20 protein-coding genes are annotated in these 17,609 nt (G+C 61.9%); 8 read left to right on the top strand and 12 right to left on the bottom strand.

Annotation, left to right across the window (positions count from 1 at the left end; all coding sequences use genetic code 11):
• Genes P3G66_RS00670 through P3G66_RS00660 form a run of 3 tightly spaced genes read left to right on the top strand, consistent with a single transcriptional unit; the run spans position 1 to position 2,274 of the window.
• Complete coding sequence (locus tag P3G66_RS00670) at positions 1-843, top strand: alpha/beta hydrolase (RefSeq protein ID WP_276116066.1); 843 nt, start codon at positions 1-3, stop codon at positions 841-843.
• A 2-nt stretch (positions 844-845) separates the two neighbouring features.
• Positions 846-1,412, top strand: a complete 567-nt coding sequence (locus P3G66_RS00665) for a nucleotidyltransferase family protein (RefSeq protein ID WP_231782588.1) — start codon at positions 846-848, stop codon at positions 1,410-1,412.
• Positions 1,413-1,470: 58 nt separating this feature from the next.
• Positions 1,471-2,274: a transglutaminase-like domain-containing protein gene (locus P3G66_RS00660; RefSeq protein WP_064073888.1), complete on the top strand. Its 804-nt coding sequence runs from the start codon at positions 1,471-1,473 to the stop codon at positions 2,272-2,274.
• Positions 2,275-2,283: 9 nt separating this feature from the next.
• On the opposite strand, the gene P3G66_RS00655 is transcribed toward P3G66_RS00660, so the two are convergent.
• The 4 genes from P3G66_RS00655 to P3G66_RS00640 form a co-directional block, all read right to left on the bottom strand.
• On the bottom strand, positions 2,284-3,255 hold the full coding sequence (locus tag P3G66_RS00655) for an alpha/beta hydrolase (protein ID WP_054825391.1): 972 nt from the start codon (positions 3,253-3,255) through the stop codon (positions 2,284-2,286).
• Between the two features lie 143 nt (positions 3,256-3,398).
• Positions 3,399-3,836 carry an SRPBCC family protein gene (locus tag P3G66_RS00650; RefSeq protein WP_054801947.1) on the bottom strand — a complete coding sequence of 146 codons (438 nt, stop codon included), beginning with the start codon at positions 3,834-3,836 and terminating at the stop codon, positions 3,399-3,401.
• A 76-nt stretch (positions 3,837-3,912) separates the two neighbouring features.
• Positions 3,913-4,443 carry a gluconokinase gene (locus P3G66_RS00645; protein ID WP_003940404.1) on the bottom strand — a complete coding sequence of 177 codons (531 nt, stop codon included), beginning with the start codon at positions 4,441-4,443 and terminating at the stop codon, positions 3,913-3,915.
• A gap of 12 nt (positions 4,444-4,455) precedes the next feature.
• Positions 4,456-5,844, bottom strand: coding sequence for a gluconate:H+ symporter (locus P3G66_RS00640; RefSeq protein WP_003939838.1), 1,389 nt, complete (start codon positions 5,842-5,844; stop codon positions 4,456-4,458).
• Between the two features lie 133 nt (positions 5,845-5,977).
• Here P3G66_RS00640 and P3G66_RS00635 point away from each other — a divergent pair, with 133 nt between their 5' ends.
• Together P3G66_RS00635 and P3G66_RS00630 are read left to right on the top strand one after the other, a co-directional pair.
• Positions 5,978-6,706: an FCD domain-containing protein gene (locus tag P3G66_RS00635; RefSeq protein WP_030536531.1), complete on the top strand. Its 729-nt coding sequence runs from the start codon at positions 5,978-5,980 to the stop codon at positions 6,704-6,706.
• A gap of 97 nt (positions 6,707-6,803) precedes the next feature.
• The gene (locus P3G66_RS00630; RefSeq protein WP_003940093.1) at positions 6,804-7,811 is read left to right on the top strand and encodes an NAD(P)H-dependent glycerol-3-phosphate dehydrogenase; all 1,008 of its coding nucleotides are present in this window, start codon (positions 6,804-6,806) and stop codon (positions 7,809-7,811) included.
• A gap of 54 nt (positions 7,812-7,865) precedes the next feature.
• Here P3G66_RS00630 and P3G66_RS00625 read toward each other — a convergent pair whose 3' ends face one another.
• From P3G66_RS00625 to P3G66_RS00610, 4 genes are all read right to left on the bottom strand, one after another.
• A complete protein-coding gene (locus P3G66_RS00625) occupies positions 7,866-8,702 on the bottom strand; it encodes an NAD(P)-dependent oxidoreductase (RefSeq protein ID WP_047272023.1) in 837 nt (278 codons plus the stop codon).
• 174 nt (positions 8,703-8,876) lie between these two features.
• Entirely contained in the window at positions 8,877-9,596 is a 720-nt protein-coding gene (locus tag P3G66_RS00620; protein ID WP_003940327.1) for a M50 family metallopeptidase, read from the bottom strand.
• Complete coding sequence (locus tag P3G66_RS00615) at positions 9,593-10,780, bottom strand: ATP-binding protein (protein ID WP_042924931.1); 1,188 nt, start codon at positions 10,778-10,780, stop codon at positions 9,593-9,595. Before P3G66_RS00615 ends, P3G66_RS00620 begins: the two co-directional genes overlap by 4 nt.
• A 118-nt stretch (positions 10,781-10,898) precedes the next feature.
• Positions 10,899-11,963: an FAD-binding oxidoreductase gene (locus tag P3G66_RS00610; protein ID WP_276116065.1), complete on the bottom strand. Its 1,065-nt coding sequence runs from the start codon at positions 11,961-11,963 to the stop codon at positions 10,899-10,901.
• Positions 11,964-12,083: 120 nt separating this feature from the next.
• Here P3G66_RS00610 and P3G66_RS00605 point away from each other — a divergent pair, with 120 nt between their 5' ends.
• Complete coding sequence (locus P3G66_RS00605) at positions 12,084-12,938, top strand: hypothetical protein (RefSeq protein ID WP_161121054.1); 855 nt, start codon at positions 12,084-12,086, stop codon at positions 12,936-12,938.
• Between the two features lie 76 nt (positions 12,939-13,014).
• Here P3G66_RS00605 and P3G66_RS00600 read toward each other — a convergent pair whose 3' ends face one another.
• The 3 genes from P3G66_RS00600 to P3G66_RS00590 are packed head-to-tail and all read right to left on the bottom strand — an operon-like array spanning position 13,015 to position 14,555.
• Positions 13,015-13,455 (bottom strand): MaoC/PaaZ C-terminal domain-containing protein, encoded by a 441-nt coding sequence (locus P3G66_RS00600; protein ID WP_021331850.1) that lies wholly within the window; start codon positions 13,453-13,455, stop codon positions 13,015-13,017.
• Positions 13,452-13,901, bottom strand: coding sequence for a MaoC family dehydratase N-terminal domain-containing protein (locus P3G66_RS00595; protein WP_019745537.1), 450 nt, complete (start codon positions 13,899-13,901; stop codon positions 13,452-13,454). The genes P3G66_RS00600 and P3G66_RS00595 overlap by 4 nt, the downstream gene beginning before the upstream one ends.
• Before the next feature lie 9 nt (positions 13,902-13,910).
• Positions 13,911-14,555, bottom strand: coding sequence for a TetR/AcrR family transcriptional regulator (locus P3G66_RS00590; protein ID WP_003939902.1), 645 nt, complete (start codon positions 14,553-14,555; stop codon positions 13,911-13,913).
• A gap of 112 nt (positions 14,556-14,667) precedes the next feature.
• On the opposite strand from P3G66_RS00590, the gene P3G66_RS00585 reads away from it, so the two are divergent.
• On the top strand, positions 14,668-15,549 hold the full coding sequence (locus P3G66_RS00585) for an alpha/beta fold hydrolase (protein WP_050654557.1): 882 nt from the start codon (positions 14,668-14,670) through the stop codon (positions 15,547-15,549).
• Between the two features lie 73 nt (positions 15,550-15,622).
• Entirely contained in the window at positions 15,623-16,069 is a 447-nt protein-coding gene (locus P3G66_RS00580) for a hypothetical protein (protein WP_276116064.1), read from the top strand.
• Between the two features lie 34 nt (positions 16,070-16,103).
• Here P3G66_RS00580 and P3G66_RS00575 read toward each other — a convergent pair whose 3' ends face one another.
• Entirely contained in the window at positions 16,104-16,349 is a 246-nt protein-coding gene (locus tag P3G66_RS00575; protein WP_276116063.1) for a hypothetical protein, read from the bottom strand.
• Positions 16,350-17,609 lie beyond the last annotated feature (1,260 nt).

The following is a 17,609-nucleotide window of genomic DNA, read 5'->3' as shown; positions in this document are numbered from 1 at the left end:
ATGCAGCACGAAGAGTCGTCGTTCACCGGAGTGGCCGGCACCAAGATCGTCTACGACGTGTGGACACCGGACCGCGAACCCACCGGGGTTCTCGTCCTGTGCCACGGACTCGGCGAACACGCGAGGCGCTACGACCATGTTGCTGCGCGGCTCGGGGAACTCGGGCTCATCGTGTACGCACCCGACCATCGCGGGCACGGACGCTCTGGCGGCAAGCGCGTTCACCTCAAGGAATTCTCCGACTTCACCGACGACGTCCACACGTTGTTCTCGATCGTGACGGCGGCACATCCCGGCAAGGACAAGTTCCTGCTCGGGCACAGCATGGGCGGCGCGATCGCCCTTTCCTACGCCCTCGACCATCAGGCCGATCTCAAAGCCCTCGCCCTGTCCGGACCTGCGGTGATCATCGCAACCGGCACTCCGAAGATCGTGATGCAGCTGGGCAAGATCGTCGGCAAATACCTCCCGGACGTGCCCGTCGAGAACCTGGAAGCTGCTGCCGTATCGCGTGATCAGAAGGTCGTCGACAAGTACAACGCCGACCCGCTGGTTCACCACGGCAAGGTTCCCGCCGGCATCGCGCGCGGCATGATCACCGCCGCGGAAGGCTTCCCGGCGCGCCTGCCCTCGCTCACCATTCCCTTACTGCTTCAACACGGCTCGGACGACCGTTTGACGGACCCGGCCGGCAGCAAGCTCGTCGCAGATCTGGCCGGCTCTTCGGATGTCACCTTGAAGGTGTACGACGGCCTGTACCACGAGATCTTCAACGAGCCTGAGCAGGAAGAAGTTCTGAACGATCTGATCGAGTGGCTGCGTCCGCGGGTCACCGGAGCATAGTCATGTCTACGTGCGGGATCCTGCTGGCGGCCGGGGCCGGATCCCGCATGGGCAAACCCAAAGCGCTCGTCACAAACACCGAGGGTCAGTCTTGGCTCCACCACGGGGTGACGACACTGCAGTCCGCAGGCCTCTCACCGGTCATCGTGGTGCTCGGCGCGCAGGCAGAGGACGCCCTCGAACTACTGCCCACCACCGATGTCATTGTGGTGATATCGGATTGGCAACACGGAATGAGCGCGTCACTGCGCTGCGGACTCGAAGCCGCCATGCGAATCGACGACGCAGATGCGGCAGCGATCTCTCTGGTCGACGTCCCGGACCTCAACGCCGACACCGTGACGCGGATCGTGGGTCACAGCTCCCCATCACGAAACATACTGCGAAGAGCTGTCTTTCACGGCCGTCCGGGCCATCCCGTCCTGATCGGACGCGACCACTGGCCGACGCTTGCAAAGTCACTCACCGGGGACGGCGGCGCCAACACCTACCTACGCAAGAACGGGGTCGAGTTGGTGGAGTGCAGCGACCTCAGCAGCGGCGTCGACGTCGACTACCCCGAAGCCTGATCGCACGTCACAATCCTCCCAGGTGGTGGGTGTCCGTATTCGGTGTAAAGATGGCCCGATGAAACGTACCGTCGCCGCCCTGCTCGACATCGAGATCGACGAGGCGACCAACCTGGAGTTCAAGATCGCGGTGACGCGCGCGCCGGGTGTCGAACTGCTGGAAACGATGTCGTTCGTCCATGACGGCAATCCGCTCGAACCCCGCGAGATCACCGCCGAACACGGTACCCGGATCCACCTACTCGACTGTGCCCCAGGAAAACTGATCGTCAGCTACGACGCAACCGTCATCGGCCGCGCAGAACCGGCGTCGGTCAGCGACTACGACGTGTCGAAATATCTGCGCCCCAGCCGGTATGCCGAGGCCGACAAGTTCTTCGGTTTTGTCGCCGGGCAATTCGATCTCGCCACTCCCCCGGCCGAACTCCTCGTCGAAGTCACTCGCTGGGTGAGTACACATTTGAGTTATGTTCCCGGCACCAGTCGCGGCACCGACAGTGCGGTCGACACCTTGCTCGCCGGCGCCGGAGTGTGCCGCGACTACTCGCACCTGACCATCTCACTGCTGCGCGCCGTGGGGATTCCCGCTCGACTGGTGGCTGTCTACGCGCCGGGCTGCGATCCGATGGATTTTCACGCCGTAGTCGAAGCCAATATCGACCACGTCTGGCGCGTGGTCGATGCAACGCAATTGGCGCCGCGCAGCAATCTTGTGCGCATCTCGACCGGCCGAGATGCCGCAGACACAGCCTTCCTCGACAATCACGGCGGTTCGATCACGTTGCACGCCTCGGAAGTTCGCGCAGTCGTCGACGGCGTTCTCGACAACGACGACTACGCAACACTCACATCGATCGGCTGAAAAGCAGCGTCAGGCGCTGATCTGGTTCTGTGATGCCATCGTTCGCTCGAGGAACTTGATCGTGAGATCGACGATCGCCTTCCCCTCCCGAAGAGCTTTCCCGATCACCGGGAAAGCATGGATCTGCCCACTCCAGATGTGCGTTTCGACGGCTTGTCCTGCCTTGATCAAGTTTTCGGTCATGATCTCGACGTCCGGACGCATCAGTTCGTATTCGGCGGACACCAGGAACGACGGCGGAATCAGACTGGCGTCGGCGTTGATCGGCGACTGCGCACCAGGAATCTCGTCCGGACCCTCGAGCCACCGGTCCTTGAGCTTTTCGACCTGTGACATCGGTAGGTAGGCATCACGTTTCATGAAATCGGGATCATGGTCCTCGAGGTTCACGTTGAGAAGAGGGGAATATCCCACCACGGCAGCGGGCCGCGTGATTCCGCGCAGTGCGGTAATTTCGGCGACCTTCATGGCCAGGTATCCGCCCGCCGAGTCACCGGCAACCACAATCTTGTTCGGGTTTTCGGCTGTCTCGAGCAACGCGGTGTACGCGGCCATTGCGTCCTTGACGGAGGTGCCGATGGAACCTTCCGGCAGCTGGCGGTAGCGCACGGAGATCACCGGTACTCCGGCCTTCGCAGAGAGCAAACCGCACAGTGCCCGGTGCGTTGCCAGACCGCAGAAGACGAATCCCCCTCCGTGGAAGTAGAGGATCGTGGCGCCGGCCAACTCGCCCTGCGCTTTGCGTGGATGCTGCACCTTCTCGCTGGGCACACCACCCAGCGTGAAAGGCTCGATATCGAGGTTCTTCGGCTTCGGCAGTTTGTCCGCCATCGCGTCGAGTCGCTCGAGTTGGCGGATACCACGTTCGGTGGTCGGCCAGAGGGTGAACATCGGCTTCACGAACGTCCTGGTCAGGCAGAAGATAACCCGCGCTCGCGGACTCACGTTCCAATGCCATACCGTCGAATCTCGCGTCCGCATAGCGTCCTCCCAGGTCAAGCCGTTTTGTGCATTTGAGTTACACATACTTGTCGGCTGCTGATGTGAACGATAACTGACGCTGCGTCAAAATGACACGACGGGTATGGATCAATTGCTCGAGCGTGTGCAAGTTCTGGTCGCGATCACGGCCGGGAGAGATATGCGCACAGTCCGCGGTGCCCTCCACGCATCATCGCTTCATGATTCCACTCGAACAGCGGCTTCGCGACCTTCGCGGCCAGACCAAGCGCTCCGGACACCGCTACCTGTTGCCGAAATTCGGCTGCGCAACCAGATCCAGCGGGGCGCACCGCCCAGCTACTCCACCCGGTCATTGCGCCGGTGAGACGCACTTTCAGATAGCGGTCAACTGAGTCTTCCACCTCGCGTCGCCCGAAGACCAGCAGCGTCAGAGGGACAGCGCTGCGGATGGACATGGAGCCTGAATGCTCGTCGATCGTCCCGACTCGGCGTATCTGAGGCCACCACTGCGAATACCGTTCGGCATCCGCGAGAACCTCGTAGACGCGGTCAGCAGAGGCAGGAAGCGTCCAGACGCTGTGGAAGTCGAAGTCGGTCACGGTTCAGTCCGTCTGCGCAGCAGCAGTCACCCAAGCACCGTAACCCGAACCTCGGGTGCTTACACGCCGGGCTTGCTCAGTATTCGAATGTCTCCACCCGTCGCAGGATCTCCTCCGCGATCTTGGCGGGACTCCCGCCCACGTCGACGACGATGGCCTGTTCGTCCGGGTCGACGGCCTCGAGTGTCGAGATCTGGGAGTCGAGCAGCGAGGCGGGCATGTAGTGATCGAGGCGAGCGGTCAATCGCTGGCCGATCTGATCCCGCGAACCGGCGAGGTGCACGAACACGACGTGCTCACCGCGAAGCACGTCGCGGTAACTCCGCTTGAGTGCCGAACACGTGACGATGCCCGGCTGACCGGCGTCGGTATGGCTCTTGATCCAGACGGCGATCTTGTCGAGCCAGGGCCAGCGGTCTTCGTCGTTCAACGGATGCCCGGTCGCCATCTTGTCGATGTTCGCCTGCGGATGCAGATCGTCGCCTTCTTGAAGGTCCCAACCCATCGCTCCGGCGAGCATGCCGCCGACCGTCGACTTTCCCGAACCCGAGACACCCATCAGGACGAGCACGGGATACTGCTTCTGCTGTGCCGCTTCGCTGTTCATGTGCTCGCCTACCTAGATGAATGCGCTCAACACGAGCACTCCGGCCAGGCCCGATACCGAGATGATGCATTCCATCACGGTCCAGGTCTTGAGGTTCTGTACCACGCTGACGCCCAGATACTCCTTCACCAACCAGAATCCGGCGTCGTTGACGTGCGAGAGGAAGAGCGAGCCTGCGCCGATCGCCAAGACCATCAGCGAGACATGTGCGGACGAGAGATCGGCCGCAACCGGAGCAAGGATGCCCGACGCCGTCACCGTTGCCACCGTCGCCGAACCCGTTGCGACGCGGATCAATACCGCCACCAGCCAGGCCAGGAACAGCACGGGAAGGCTGCTGCCCTTGATCGCGTCGGCGATCACTCCGGCGATACCGGTGTCGATCAGGACCTGCTTGAAACCGCCACCGGCGCCGACGATCAACAAGATGCCTGCGATGGGAGGTAGGGAACTCTCGAGTGACTTCGAGATGGCCTTGCGGTCCATTCCGCCGCCGCGACCCAGCAGCACCATTCCGACCAGAACCGCGAGACCCAAAGCCACAACGGGTGTTCCGAGGAAGTCGAGGACGGACTTGGGGAGTGCCTCGGAATCGGGTGCGATCACGTCTGCAAATGCCTTGCCCAGCATGAGAACAACCGGCAGGAGGATCGCTGCGAGAGTAGCCGCGAACGAGGGACGCTGCTTCTTCTCTTCCTCGCCTCGATCTTCGCCTGTGACAAAAAGATCCGGGACCTTCACGTCGACCCACCGCGCGGCGTACTTACTGAAGACCGGTCCGGCGAGAACAACAGTGGGGATCGCGACGAGGACACCGAGTGCGAGGGTGAGGCCGAGGTTTGCGTTCAAAGCCGAGACGGCAACCAGTGGCCCGGGGTGCGGCGGAACCAAACCGTGCATGGCCGAGAGGCCGGCGAGGGTGGGGATCGCGATGCGCATCAGGGACAAGCCGGAACGCCGCGCGACGAGGATGATGACCGGCATCAACAGGACGAGACCGATTTCGAAGAACATCGGCAGACCGATCACTGCGCCGACCAGAGCCATGGTCCACGGAAGCGCCTTGGTGCTGGAACGGCCGACCAGCGTGTCGACCACTCGGTCGGCACCGCCGGAATCGGCGAGGAGTTTGCCGAACATCGCGCCGAAACCGATCAGGATTCCGACGCTTCCCATGGTCGACCCGAAGCCGGTGGCGAACGCCGCGACCGACTCGGCCGATCCGAGGCCGGCCGCCAGACCGACACCAACCGCACCGATGGACAGTGCGAGGAAGGGGTGCAGGTCGAGCCAGGTGATCAGCGCGATGATAACCGCGACGCCGGCGACTGCAGCGATGATCAATCGTGCGTCGCTACCAGCGGGGACGACCTCGGCCGCCAGCAATGCTGTGGTGTTCATAGGGACTCCCAGTCCGATGAGTGATTGAGGTCACTGTTCCTTAATTAACCTACAATTTCAAGAGCAGACACTAATTTGTAGTATTTATTCGGCTTCCACCGGGCTTACTCCATACGCATGGGACGATCTACGTATGCCTTCTGTCCCGTTTCAGCAGTTACACGACTCGATGCTGGAACAGCTCGGCCAAGACATAGTCGGTGGTGTGCTCGCTCCGGGTACCACGATCTCCGCCGACGAGGTGGCAACGCGCTACGACGTGTCGCGAACCGTCATCCGCGAAGTTGTCCGCGTTCTCGAATCCCTCGGACTTGCCTCGGTTCGTCGACGCGTCGGAATCACCATCCTGGGCTCCGAACACTGGAACTCGCTCGACCCCAATGTCATCCGCTGGCAACTGGCCGGTCCTGATCGGTTCGAGCAGCTGTCTATCCTCAGCGAACTCCGTTCCGGCATCGAACCTCTGGCTGCGCGACTCGCCGCAACTCGCGCCACACCTGAGCAGTGCGGCGCTCTCACTGCAGCCGTCATCGGCATGTCAGCTACCTCTCGCGCTGCCGATACCGGCGCCTATCTCGGCCATGACTCCGACTTCCACCGCACCCTGCTCGCCGCCTCCGGTAACCCGATGCTGCGGGCGATGTCGCAGATCGTCGTCGAGATACTCGAAGGCCGCACCCGCCACTCGTTGATGCCCCACGAGGCCGACCCCGAAGCGATTCACCTGCACGGAGTGGTCGCATCTGCTATTCAGGCCGGGGACGCCGACGCCGCGGAAGCCGCCATGCGCTCGATCGTCGCGGAATCCGCAGAAGCGGTCGAAACAATGCGCGAAAGCCCCGAACCGCCGCCTCATCTGTAAGTCGAGCCACAGACTCGGCGGAATTGGCCCGCAACTGCTCCGCAAGTGGAACGCTTGGCGCCATGACAGCACTCGCTACCCAGAACAGCGCACTCTGATGGCCCGCCCGGTACGCGTCGTCGTCCTCGGTGCCGGATCGTGGGGAACCACGGTGGCCGGCCTCGCCGCCCGCAACACCCCGACCCTGTTGTGGGCACGCAATTCCGAAGCAGCCGACGAGATCAATTCGCAACGGACCAACTCCAAATACCTTGGTGAGCGCAAACTTCCCAAGGGGCTCAAGGCAACCTCGGATCTGGTCGAAGCCGCCCGCGAAGCGGACGTACTCGTATGCGGGGTGCCATCGCACGCCGTTCGCTCCACCCTCGCCGAGATCGCCAACGAGGTTCGGGCGTGGGTCCCGGTGTTGTCACTGTCCAAGGGCCTCGAGCCCGGCACCCGGCAGCGTCCCACCGAAGTGATCGCCGAGTGCCTGCCCGGCCATCCCGTCGGACTACTCGCGGGCCCCAACATCGCCAAAGAGATCGTCGACGGCATGGCCGCGGCATCGGTCGTGGCCACCCAGGACGATCGCGTCGCCGCCGCGCTGCAACCCCTGTTCGCGTCGTCGGTCTTCCGCGTCTACCGCAACACCGACGTGCTCGGCTGCGAACTCGGCGGCATCCTCAAGAACATCGTTGCCATCGCCTCGGGCATGGCCGACGGTCTGGGAGTCGGTGACAACACTCGTGCGATGGTGCTCGCACGTGGTCTCGCCGAGATGACCCGACTCGGTGAAGCGATGGGCGCCAACCCACGCACCTTTGCCGGCTTGACGGGCGTCGGCGATCTGATTGCCACCTGCATGGCTCCGACTTCTCGGAACCGTCGCGTCGGCGAAGCTCTGGCGCAGGGATTGACCGTCGAGGAGGCGGTCGCCAAGCTCGGTCAGGTCGCCGAGGGCGTCAAGACCGCCCCCACTGTCATGGATCTGGCCCGTGAATACGGCGTCGACATGCCGATTGCCGCGGAGGTCGAGGCCGTCATCGGTGGTCGCCAAAGTGCCAGCGACGCATATCGCGGACTTCAGAAGGTTGCCCCGGGCGGCGAGCACGAAGTGGCGTGAGGAAGATCTACAGGTATCTAGCGATTTGGCTAGATACCTGTAGATCGCCCGAGATCACGGAATTGGAGCGTCGACGAAGATGTCGATCGCCAACGGTGACTGACCGCCGTACTGCGAGAAATCCGAGATCCCCGCCTCGCGCAAGATCTCGACGTCGAGCACTGTACGACCGGTATCCGTGCCGGCGGGACGCCCGAGAATCTCGACAGCCGCATCGGCCATGATCTCGGGTGAACGCGAGTGCTCGATACTATCGTCTCCCCCGAGCAGGTTTCCGACAGCGGCCGTGGCGATCATGGTCTCCGGCCACAGGCAATTACTCGAAATCGGTGCACCTGAATACTCTGCGGCGATACCCAAGGCCGCCAATGTCATTCCGTATTTGGCCAACATGTAGCCCGGATGAGCACCCAACCAGTGCGGCGAAAAGTTGAGCGGCGGCGACAGCGTCAACACGTGCGCATTGGCCGAAACCCGAAGGTACGGAAGGCACGCGCGGGTGAGCGCGAAGGTACCACGGACATTGACCTGCTGCATCAGATCGAATCGCTTCATCGCGAGATCTTCGGTTTTCGAGATGTCGAGGACGCTCGCGTTGTTGACCACGATGTCGATGCCACCGAAGTGCTCTACCGCTGCAGCCACGGCCCGCGCGATGTCGTCGTCGTTCCTCACGTCGCCGACGACCGGAACGGCATGACCCTCGAGCTCGTTCAACTCGTCCACAGCCGTGTGGATAGTTCCGGGCAGCCTGGGATCCGGCGTATCGGTCTTGGCGAGCAACACGATATTTCCGCCGCGGCGCGCTATCGCACGGGCGATGGCAAGTCCGATGCCACGGCTTCCCCCGGACATGATCGCGGTTCGTCCGCGGAAGTTCTTGTCGTCCAAAACGAATCCTTGTCATCGTCGACGGTCTTCGTCGTTGCGGGTGTGGCCGCGGGAAGTCCCGGCACGACCACTCGTCGACTTCCACGATATGAGCGCCTTCATGCGATGACTACGTCCGCAGAGCATCAACAATCGTTGGTCCCGTTGTCCTGACGGGACAACGGATCAATCCGGTCAGCCACCCACAGGGCGCAGAATCCACCATCCGCCGAGCACGAGCACCGCTACGTTCACGAGCAGGAACAACCCGACCCAGACGATCGCGGGTATCGGTGAGAGCCTGGCCAATTGGTCGGCGTCCGAGTCCGGTGCCCCGCCTCGTCGCATTCGCTGCCGTTGAAGTTCCACGACAGGGCGTGGTCCGGCAAAGAGGAGGAAGAGCGTCAGGAAGTACGCTGCGGCCACTTGCTGCTCCTGGGTCCCCCACCAGACGAGCCCGAACAACACGGCTCCCACGACTGCAAGTGAGAAGACTCCGTAGAGGTTTCGGATCAGGACCATCATCACCGCGATGACGAATACGCCGATCCACAGCACCGAGACCGCACGCTGCGCGCCCAACAACCCGGCCGCGCCGAGTCCGAGAATCGACGGTCCGACGTACCCCGCGAACGTCATCAGAATGACGCCGAAGCCGGTCGGTTTGCCCGACGAGATCGCAACACCCGACGTATCCGAATGCAGGCGAAGACCCTTCAACCGTCGACCGACCAGGACGGCGACGATCAGGTGAGCACCCTCGTGTGCGATGGTGACGACGTTGCGGGCGATCCGCCACAGGTGCGGTTCGAGAACGATGATCACGGCGATCAACGCGGCCAGTTGAACCACCCAGGCCGGCGGATTGGGACTGAGCGCCGCCACCCGATCCCACGCGGTTTCGAGCGCGTTCACTCCGCTTGTCCGCGCAGGTATCGGCCGAAGTGCGGGACCGTGAATCCGATGGATCCACGTTCTGCCGAATAGATCAGTCCCTTCTTGATCAGTCCATCGCGTGCCGGCGAAAGGGAAGCCGGCTTGCGCCCCAACTCGACGGCGATCTTCGCGGTTGCGACGGGCCCGTCGTCACCGGCGAGATCGGCCATGGCGCGCATGTACTCACGCTCCGCAGGTGTTGCTCGCTCGTACCGCGATCCGAAGAAACCGACAGCGAGTTCTTCCTCAGCCGTCGGTGCGCCGACGCGCACGTCTTCTGCCGTGATCGGACTCGACGCCGCCACATCCCACGTGGCTTTCCCGTAGGCCTGAACGAAGTACGGGTACCCGTCAGCCGCTTCGTACAGAGCGTCGAGCGCGGATTCGGTGAACTCGACCTCCTCACGCTCGGCAGGCGCAATCAGTGCCTGATCTGCAGCTTCACGCTCGAGGCGGTCGATCCGGTGGTAGCTGAACAGGCGCTCCGAGTAGCTTTTCGACGCCGACAGCACAGCAGGCAGATGCGGAAGCCCCGCCCCGACGACGATCAACGGTGCCGCGTCCTGACTCAACTCGTGGCAGGCCCCGCAGATCGCCGAGACATCCGCGGCACCGAGGTCCTGCATCTCGTCGATGAAGATTGCGATCCCGACGCCGACATCCCTGGCCAGCGACGACGCGTCGAGCAGCAACTCGACCAGGTCGATCTCGATGTCGCCGCTGTCTGCCCGGCCTTTGATCGCGGGTGCGTCGATGCCTGGTTGCCAGCGCTCCCGCATTCCCTTGTCCGCAGTGGCGCGTAGGGCAAACGATTTGAGGACTCCGAGGAACTGCTCGACCCGCTCCGGATCGCGATGGGAGACTGCGATCTCTCGGACTGCCATGTGCAGCGCCGACGAGAGTGGGCGTCGTAAATCCTGATCGGGGCGCGCCTCGATCTTGCCTGTCCCCCAGCTTCGGGAGATCGCGGCCGAACGCAACTGATTGAGCAGGACGGTCTTGCCGACGCCACGCAAGCCGGTGAGGACAACACTTCGTTCCGGGCGGCCACGCGCAATTCGCTCGAGAACGACGTCGAAGGCGTCGATCTGCTTGTCGCGCCCGGCGAGTTCCGGCGGGCGTTGACCGGCACCGGGGGCATACGGATTGCGCACGGGGTCCATGCCCATCGACGGTACAAGCCGAGTAGACGAACATCCCGCTCTCTAGCGCGTGTCCTAGAGAGAACTAGGAACCGCAATATCGGCTCGACCTTGTCGAACCGGGCTCCGGCGTCGTCGTCTAACCGTCCAGGGTTGACGCTCGGGCGAAGTCCCCGGCCGCATGGGCTCCAATTGCTCCGGCCAGAATGATCGCCGGATGCGTCGCGGCCAGATAGAGCCCCGACACGCCTTCGGCGAAGCCCAGCAGCGGGCGGCCACCACGCGGGATGGGACGGTCAGCGACTACCGCCTCGATCAGTTCCACTTGGTCACCGTCCTCGAGCTGACTGCGGATCGCGTGCAGCGTCGGCCCCGCAAGCTCACGAGCATCTCCGGAGAACCCGACCGGAACATCTTCAGCCGCAATCAGTGTCGTGTCGTCCAATTGCCGGATCTCGAAATCCGGAGAGGAGAGTATTCCGTTCACCAATGGGTGGGGCGTCGAGAATCTGATGAGGCAACACGGGGAGGCGTCGACCTCGACGTCGACTCCCGCCGACGCCGCGAGTCCAGGAATCGCGGTACCCGCAGCGAGCACGGTGGCCGACCCGTAGACGGGACCGTCGGCAGTCATTACTCCGCACACTCTCATGCCCTCCGTGAGCACCCCGAGCGCACTGACATCGGAATACACTGTGGCACCGTACTCTTCGGCACCTCGCAGGAGCGATCGAGCGAACGCAACCGGATCAACGCCACCGTCATCAGGCGCGCAGGCTGCCACTAACGGGGCCGTCCGTAATCCCGGCTCACGAGCAAGGATTTCCTCTTTACCGATGAGGTCGACGGGATGGCCGAGTGCTCGATGCGCGTCGACGAACTTTCGAGTCTCCGCTTCCGTCGTCTCCCACGTGATCGCGCCTCTGCGGCGCAGACCGAATGGCTCGACGAGTTCGCGCTCCAGTCGGTCGAGCTCGAGTGCGGCGCCATGTCGGAACGGATCGGAGTAGGTTTCTGCTGCACTCTTCGAGAGGCCGACCCAGGCAAACGAGTTGCCGGTCACCCCTCCCGCCACCGAGCCCCGCTCGAGCACGGTGACTCGGAGACCAACGCGCGCCAGGTGATACGCGATCGACGCGCCGACGATGCCGGCACCAATCACCAGGATCGGACTGTCGTTTCGACCATTCGGATGCGTCACCATTGGACCATATCTGCGAGCCGCGACCTGGATCCACTCAATTTGGATGCGAGGACTTCGGCGGTTAACGGAGGACTAGGCCTGTTCCCGCTCGGCGTACATCGGGAACGATACGGTGTGCTCATGCTCTGGCGTTGGTTTGCAGTCGTGATCGTCATCCTCGCTGTTGCCGGCCTTTGGCATGTGACCATCCCCGATCGACCAGTTGCCGTAATAGTCGACGCCGAGACGCTGGGGTGCGCGACCCCGTATCCGATCGGCCCGCTCCAGACGACACCAACTGCGACAGTTCCAGACGATTTCGTACCCGTCGCCGCCGTCACGTGCGACCCGTTTGTCAGCGACAACGTGGCAGCCGACCGAACCGTCAGCTTCTCTGCTCACCGTTGGGAGGGCGATTTCAGTCGGGCGGTGGAAATGCTGAACCGCTCGTCCGCGCACAAGACTTGGTTCCCCGAAGGCTGCGGTGACAACTACAGCCTGGCTGTCCTGGAGCAATTCTGGTTGGTCGACGATCGAGGCCGAGCAACTCGGCCGGGGTATCCCTCCGATTCGTGTGGACTACCGAAACCCGGTGGCCTGGCCGCCATCAAGGAACTGACACCGGTCGGCAGTACCGAACACCGAATAGCGTTGTCCGACGATCAGATCTACGAACTGTCGCATTGCAGGCCGACCTACCGACCAGCCACGACAGGTACAACGGCGCTGACATCGCTGTCGGCGGGCAGCGTTTTCTGCCGATTCTCCTCCACCGAATTCGTAGGCACATCGTCTACGACGGAAACCTTCGACGGACTTCCACCCGCTCCCGACTGTGACGCGGTGGCCACCGAGGTGGCGTCGACGATCTACGTGGACCGTCCTACGAACGAGGAACGATTACTCACCGTCGAGATCGACGGATGTCGGCGCGTCATCGCCGACGGATACGCACCGATGCAAGCGTCGGACGAGCTGTTGGTGTCTTTCCGGTAGTGCTGCGCCACAATGCAGTTGATCTCCCGCCCGGATGCGTAGGTCCCGATGTGACCAGTAGCAGCCCGCGATCCTGTCAGGCGCCCGGGAACTGAAGGTGCGCTTGGGTCTTTCCCAGAACCGTCTGGCCCTTGTGCATGACGGTGACATCGATACGCACAGTCCGCGTTGTGGAGTCGATCCGCGCGATCTTCGCAGCGATGGAGAGATCAGCACCATCGACGGCATCGACTACGACGGGTCGAGTAAAGCGAGTTTCATACGAGATCACACCGCTCGGGTCACCAACCCAGTCGACGATAGCCTGCAAAGCAATTCCGGCAGTGAGCATTCCGTGCGCCAGAACTCCCGGTAGCCCAGCCGCAGTAGCGATTGCGTCGTTGAAATGGATCGGGTTCATGTCGCCGGAGGCACCGGCGTAGCGAACTAGGTCATCACGAGTGAGGACCAGATCAACCTTCGCGACGATGTCACCGAGGACGAGGTTTTCGAAAACCGGCACGACGGGTACGGTCATGCGCCTTCTCCTCGCGCCAGCAGCGTCGAGGTGACCGTTGCTACCAAAGCGTCGGTCACGTCGTGGATCTCGGAAACTGTCGACAGGATCGCACTGCCTGCACGCACTGTCACCCCTGTAATCGTCAGTGTCGTAGACAGGTCATCGCCGGCGACTATCGGACGCTGATGCTCGATCTTCTCGGAAGTATGGACCACACGAGTCGGATCGAGCCCGGTATCCGGCGTGCGCAGCAGTGCCATGATCGCTCGTTGCTGGACAACGGTTGTGAATGTTGTCGGTGCGATGACATCGACGAACCCGGCCTCCCTGGCGACACCGACATCATGGTGCAAGGGATTGCTCGAACGCACCGCCAGAGCGAACTCGCGAATCTTCTCGCGCCCGACAAGGTACGAAGATGAGGGAAACACCCGGCCGGCGAGCGCTGGGTTCACAGGAGACATCCCGGAATACTAACGGCGGCCGACTTCGGGTTGATTCGTGGCCTGAGGTCTCGTCGGCCCGAGAATGCGATCGAGGAGACGCTCAACCAACTGGACCGCCAATTCTGCTGTGGCGTAGCCGGGAAGCATCCCCTGGGCGAGCCCGGCGACAGCCGCCAGAATGAGCTCGGCGTCGAGGTCGGGATCCATTGACGGCGCAACCGCGTCCCGATTGGTCACTCGTTGAAGCTGGCCGGAAATGAGCGCTGTCAACTCTCTTGGGGCAGTGAGGGTTTCCTCGGCGGCGATTCCTTGTCCGGTCAGTGCGGCAGCGTGGAAGGCGCCGAGAACAATCGCTTCCTCCCGACGTTGTCGATCGAGTGGGAGCATGCCAACAAGGAACGCTGAAATAACCTCGCGGGGTGTCGCTTCCGCGCCAAGAACAGACAACTCCTGCATCAAGCGAGCACCCGCATCCTGACGCACAGCTTGATGCGTCGCGAGAAGGAATTCCCGCTTCGTGCCGAAGTAGTACTGCACGAGTCGCACCGAAATCCCGGCCTCGGCAGCAACGGACTGAAATGTCACCGCCGCGAGCCCACCGTCGACAATTACTCGCCGCACCGCGTCGGTGATCTCCCGTTGCCTCACTTCATGGTCGACCAGTCGCGGCATGAGGCTGTCCTTCCCCTTTCGAATGGATGACTTTGACTCGTTAATGATACGCACGTACCGCATTAGTGATACGGTCATACCATCAAAATTGAAAGCAGCGAGAGGGAGGCTCATGCCGAAGATCGGACGATTCAAGAACGAAGCATCAAAGCAGGCGTACCAGAGCATCTACCGAGAACTGGAGAGCACCTGGCCGGTTCCGTCGACACAACTCGACGTGCCGACATCGTTCGGAACCACCCATGTCCGTAGGTCGGGGACCGGCACGGAGACGCCGATCGTCCTGGTGCACTCTCTCGGGGCCAACTGTCTGCAATGGCACATCGTCATCGAGGACCTGTGCCGAGACCGAGTCGTGTACGCACTGGACACGATCGGCACACCAGGCCTCAGTGTCCAGACTTCTCCACTGACCGGGGAGTCCGACTTCGCCACCTGGATCAGCGAGGTATTGAACGAACTCGAGGTCGATCGCGTCCACCTGGTCGGCTACTCGCAGGGCGCGTGGCATGCCGTTCTCGTAGCACTTCATTCTCCTGAACGACTGGCGAGTGTGACGCTCATCGAACCGGGTGGAGTCTTCGACAAGCCCTCGTGGCGTGTGCTGCTGAAGATGGTCCGCGCCGGTATGCGCCGCACCGACAAGAATATTCGCAAGCTCAACGATTGGCTGTCCCCCGGGTACGTTCTCGGCGACCTCGAGTTCGCCCTCGCCAAGGAAGCGCTGAACTACCGGCCCGGCATCGGGTGGGCACGAATGCTCAAGGATGCAGAAGTGCAGTCGATTTCGGTTCCCATGCTCGTAATCTCCGGTGCTGAGACGGTGGTCTCCAACCCCGAGCAGGTGGCCGCGAGGTTAGCTGATCTTGTACCTGAAGCCGAAGTGGAGATCTATGCCGGAACCGGCCACGGAATCCTGGGACACATACCCGATCGGGTGATTCCCCGACTCATGAAGTTCGTCCGCAATCATGACGATGCGAAGCGGACGTGATCTCGCGGACCAGCCGCCGACAAGGTAGTGATGAAGCCGGTCAATCAGCCGGCCAAGGCGGTACAACTGACAGATGAGAACATTCCTCTCCGACCGCCGCGGTCAGGTAATGGTGGCCGTTGCCGCCGCCATTTTGGTCGTAGCGGGAGGTCTGTGGTGGACGAAGACCATCTCCTTCACCGAAACTGCAGTAGTTCAGTTCAGTAGTAATCGAACCGGACTCTACGACGGGTCCCCGCGCGATGCGTACATCGGCGATCGGGAAGCCTCCAACGGCATGTCTGTTCCTGCTGAAAAACTCGCGCAGATACTCGGTGGCAGTGCTTCCGACTACGAGTCCGATCTGACGATCACAGATGCGGACATACCTGGGCTCGCGGTGACGGCCCGAGGTCGAACCCCCAGCGCTGCCCGAGCATTGGCGACCGACGCCGCCGAAGCTCTCTGTTCGATGTTCGAAGAAGCCAACGCAATGACTTCCGGAGGGTTCACGTTCACCGTCGTTCCACCGGGGAACTGACGGATCTATGGTCAGTAGCGCGGCCGCACCAGGTTTATGCCTGTTCGCGCTCGGCTGCGAGGGAGACGGCCTGTTCGAAGGTATGGACGAGCACTGCACGTCGAGCGACCTTGTGATCCTCGTCCGGTTCGAGTTCGTCAATGTAGCCATCCCACACGCGCAGATATCGATCGCGCCAGTCGATCAGCACTTGCGTCGATGGAAAGGTCACACCGACTCGTTTCGTCTGGGCAATATCGGTGAGGATCTCGAGCCACGCCGGCACCATCTCCCGCCCCATTCATCCGGCTCCAGACTCGAATCGTCTTCGAACTCGGCAGTGATGTCGTCCACGATTCGACCGGTCAGGGCCCCCAACCCATCCGCGACGGTGTCACTGTCAAAGTTTCCCGGACCCCAGACTCCCACAAGCCCTCCCATATCGATTGCGGATAAATTCAGGTCGACAGTCGCGTCGCCGTCGCAGCAGGCCGTGAGCGTGCTCGCAGTCGCAGGTCGGCAATTGCAAATTGGAGAATCTGCCGCCCGCTCAGTCAGAGCTTGCGGTCATTGGCGCCCGCCCAAATCGGACTGTCGACTATCTTCCGAAACTTCGGCGACCCACCGATTGCTGAAATTTTGAGCATCAACCAGTTCCAGATTCTCACAGCCACCTCCGCGTCGTATCTCACCGTCAACACTAACCGACCGGCGAGACTCTTTTGGCTACCGGTACACCACTATGCGTCGACCAGTTAGATCAAGTGTGAACTCGAACTGGCGCAACAGATCGCCGGGAACTGCAGGAGCGCTTGGGTCTTTCCCAGAACCGTCTGGCCCTTTGTGCGTGACGGCGATTGGTTCTGGGTGCATCGATCCGGTCGGAAGCACTGCGATGTTTGTCGGCACACGGAATTGCGCTCGGTGGAGATCGAGGATCCGTATCCACGGGTGTCGCAGGCAATTCCTGAAGATTCGCAGGGGAAATAGCTGCGCATCGCCACCCCCAACAGCGATTCCGTCGATTGTGTAACAACCACACGAAGAACAGCCATCGATGTCCGAAAGGAAGACTGATCCGGCGAGACCGCGAGGTAGTGTCACATCTGCCCAGCAAAACTCGCCACGATCTCGAGAAGACGGTCGGCCTCGCCAACTGCCACTTCTGACGTTACGACGTTGCTGGGCAGGTGTTTACGGAAAAGGGTTTCGCACGCGGGGTACCGATCGCTGATGGGACTGATCACCCCTTCTCCGAAAGATGTTGGTAACGAATCGAACCCCGAGCATAGAGGTGCAACGATTGGGCGAGTTGATTCAACGCCCCGATGTGCGATCTATCTGTTTGCGCCAATCATTTTCGGCAAAGGCTTAATTCGCCGAACGGGGCCGGGTACTGCAATAGCTGGTCGAGTATTCGATCACGCGTCTTACGCTAAGGAAGGACCGAGAACATGACTGAAGTAATTTCGTGGATTGTCCAGAATCCGATTGGTGCCGTCGTCGCGCTTGTTGCCGACATCATAATATTGACGATGTCGTCTGTCGCGGGATACTCGTA

Source organism: Rhodococcus sp. C3V (assembly GCF_029269915.1).
Lineage (GTDB): Bacteria > Actinomycetota > Actinomycetes > Mycobacteriales > Mycobacteriaceae > Rhodococcus_F > Rhodococcus_F qingshengii.
Note: the sequence above shows the minus strand (reverse complement) of the source record. Positions and strands in the feature narration are given on the sequence as shown.

Coding starts and splice junctions, on each gene's coding strand:
- P3G66_RS00670 (WP_276116066.1), top strand. CDS start 1: ATGCAGCACGAAGAGTCGTCGTTCACCGGAGTGGCCGGCACCAAGATC.
- P3G66_RS00665 (WP_231782588.1), top strand. CDS start 846: ATGTCTACGTGCGGGATCCTGCTGGCGGCCGGGGCCGGATCCCGCATG.
- P3G66_RS00660 (WP_064073888.1), top strand. CDS start 1,471: ATGAAACGTACCGTCGCCGCCCTGCTCGACATCGAGATCGACGAGGCG.
- P3G66_RS00655 (WP_054825391.1), bottom strand. CDS start 3,255: ATGCGGACGCGAGATTCGACGGTATGGCATTGGAACGTGAGTCCGCGA.
- P3G66_RS00645 (WP_003940404.1), bottom strand. CDS start 4,443: ATGAACAGCGAAGCGGCACAGCAGAAGCAGTATCCCGTGCTCGTCCTG.
- P3G66_RS00640 (WP_003939838.1), bottom strand. CDS start 5,844: ATGAACACCACAGCATTGCTGGCGGCCGAGGTCGTCCCCGCTGGTAGC.
- P3G66_RS00635 (WP_030536531.1), top strand. CDS start 5,978: ATGCCTTCTGTCCCGTTTCAGCAGTTACACGACTCGATGCTGGAACAG.
- P3G66_RS00630 (WP_003940093.1), top strand. CDS start 6,804: ATGGCCCGCCCGGTACGCGTCGTCGTCCTCGGTGCCGGATCGTGGGGA.
- P3G66_RS00615 (WP_042924931.1), bottom strand. CDS start 10,780: ATGGACCCCGTGCGCAATCCGTATGCCCCCGGTGCCGGTCAACGCCCG.
- P3G66_RS00610 (WP_276116065.1), bottom strand. CDS start 11,963: ATGGTGACGCATCCGAATGGTCGAAACGACAGTCCGATCCTGGTGATT.
- P3G66_RS00605 (WP_161121054.1), top strand. CDS start 12,084: ATGCTCTGGCGTTGGTTTGCAGTCGTGATCGTCATCCTCGCTGTTGCC.
- P3G66_RS00600 (WP_021331850.1), bottom strand. CDS start 13,455: ATGACCGTACCCGTCGTGCCGGTTTTCGAAAACCTCGTCCTCGGTGAC.
- P3G66_RS00595 (WP_019745537.1), bottom strand. CDS start 13,901: ATGTCTCCTGTGAACCCAGCGCTCGCCGGCCGGGTGTTTCCCTCATCT.
- P3G66_RS00590 (WP_003939902.1), bottom strand. CDS start 14,555: ATGCCGCGACTGGTCGACCATGAAGTGAGGCAACGGGAGATCACCGAC.
- P3G66_RS00585 (WP_050654557.1), top strand. CDS start 14,668: ATGCCGAAGATCGGACGATTCAAGAACGAAGCATCAAAGCAGGCGTAC.
- P3G66_RS00580 (WP_276116064.1), top strand. CDS start 15,623: ATGAGAACATTCCTCTCCGACCGCCGCGGTCAGGTAATGGTGGCCGTT.
- P3G66_RS00575 (WP_276116063.1), bottom strand. CDS start 16,349: ATGGGGCGGGAGATGGTGCCGGCGTGGCTCGAGATCCTCACCGATATT.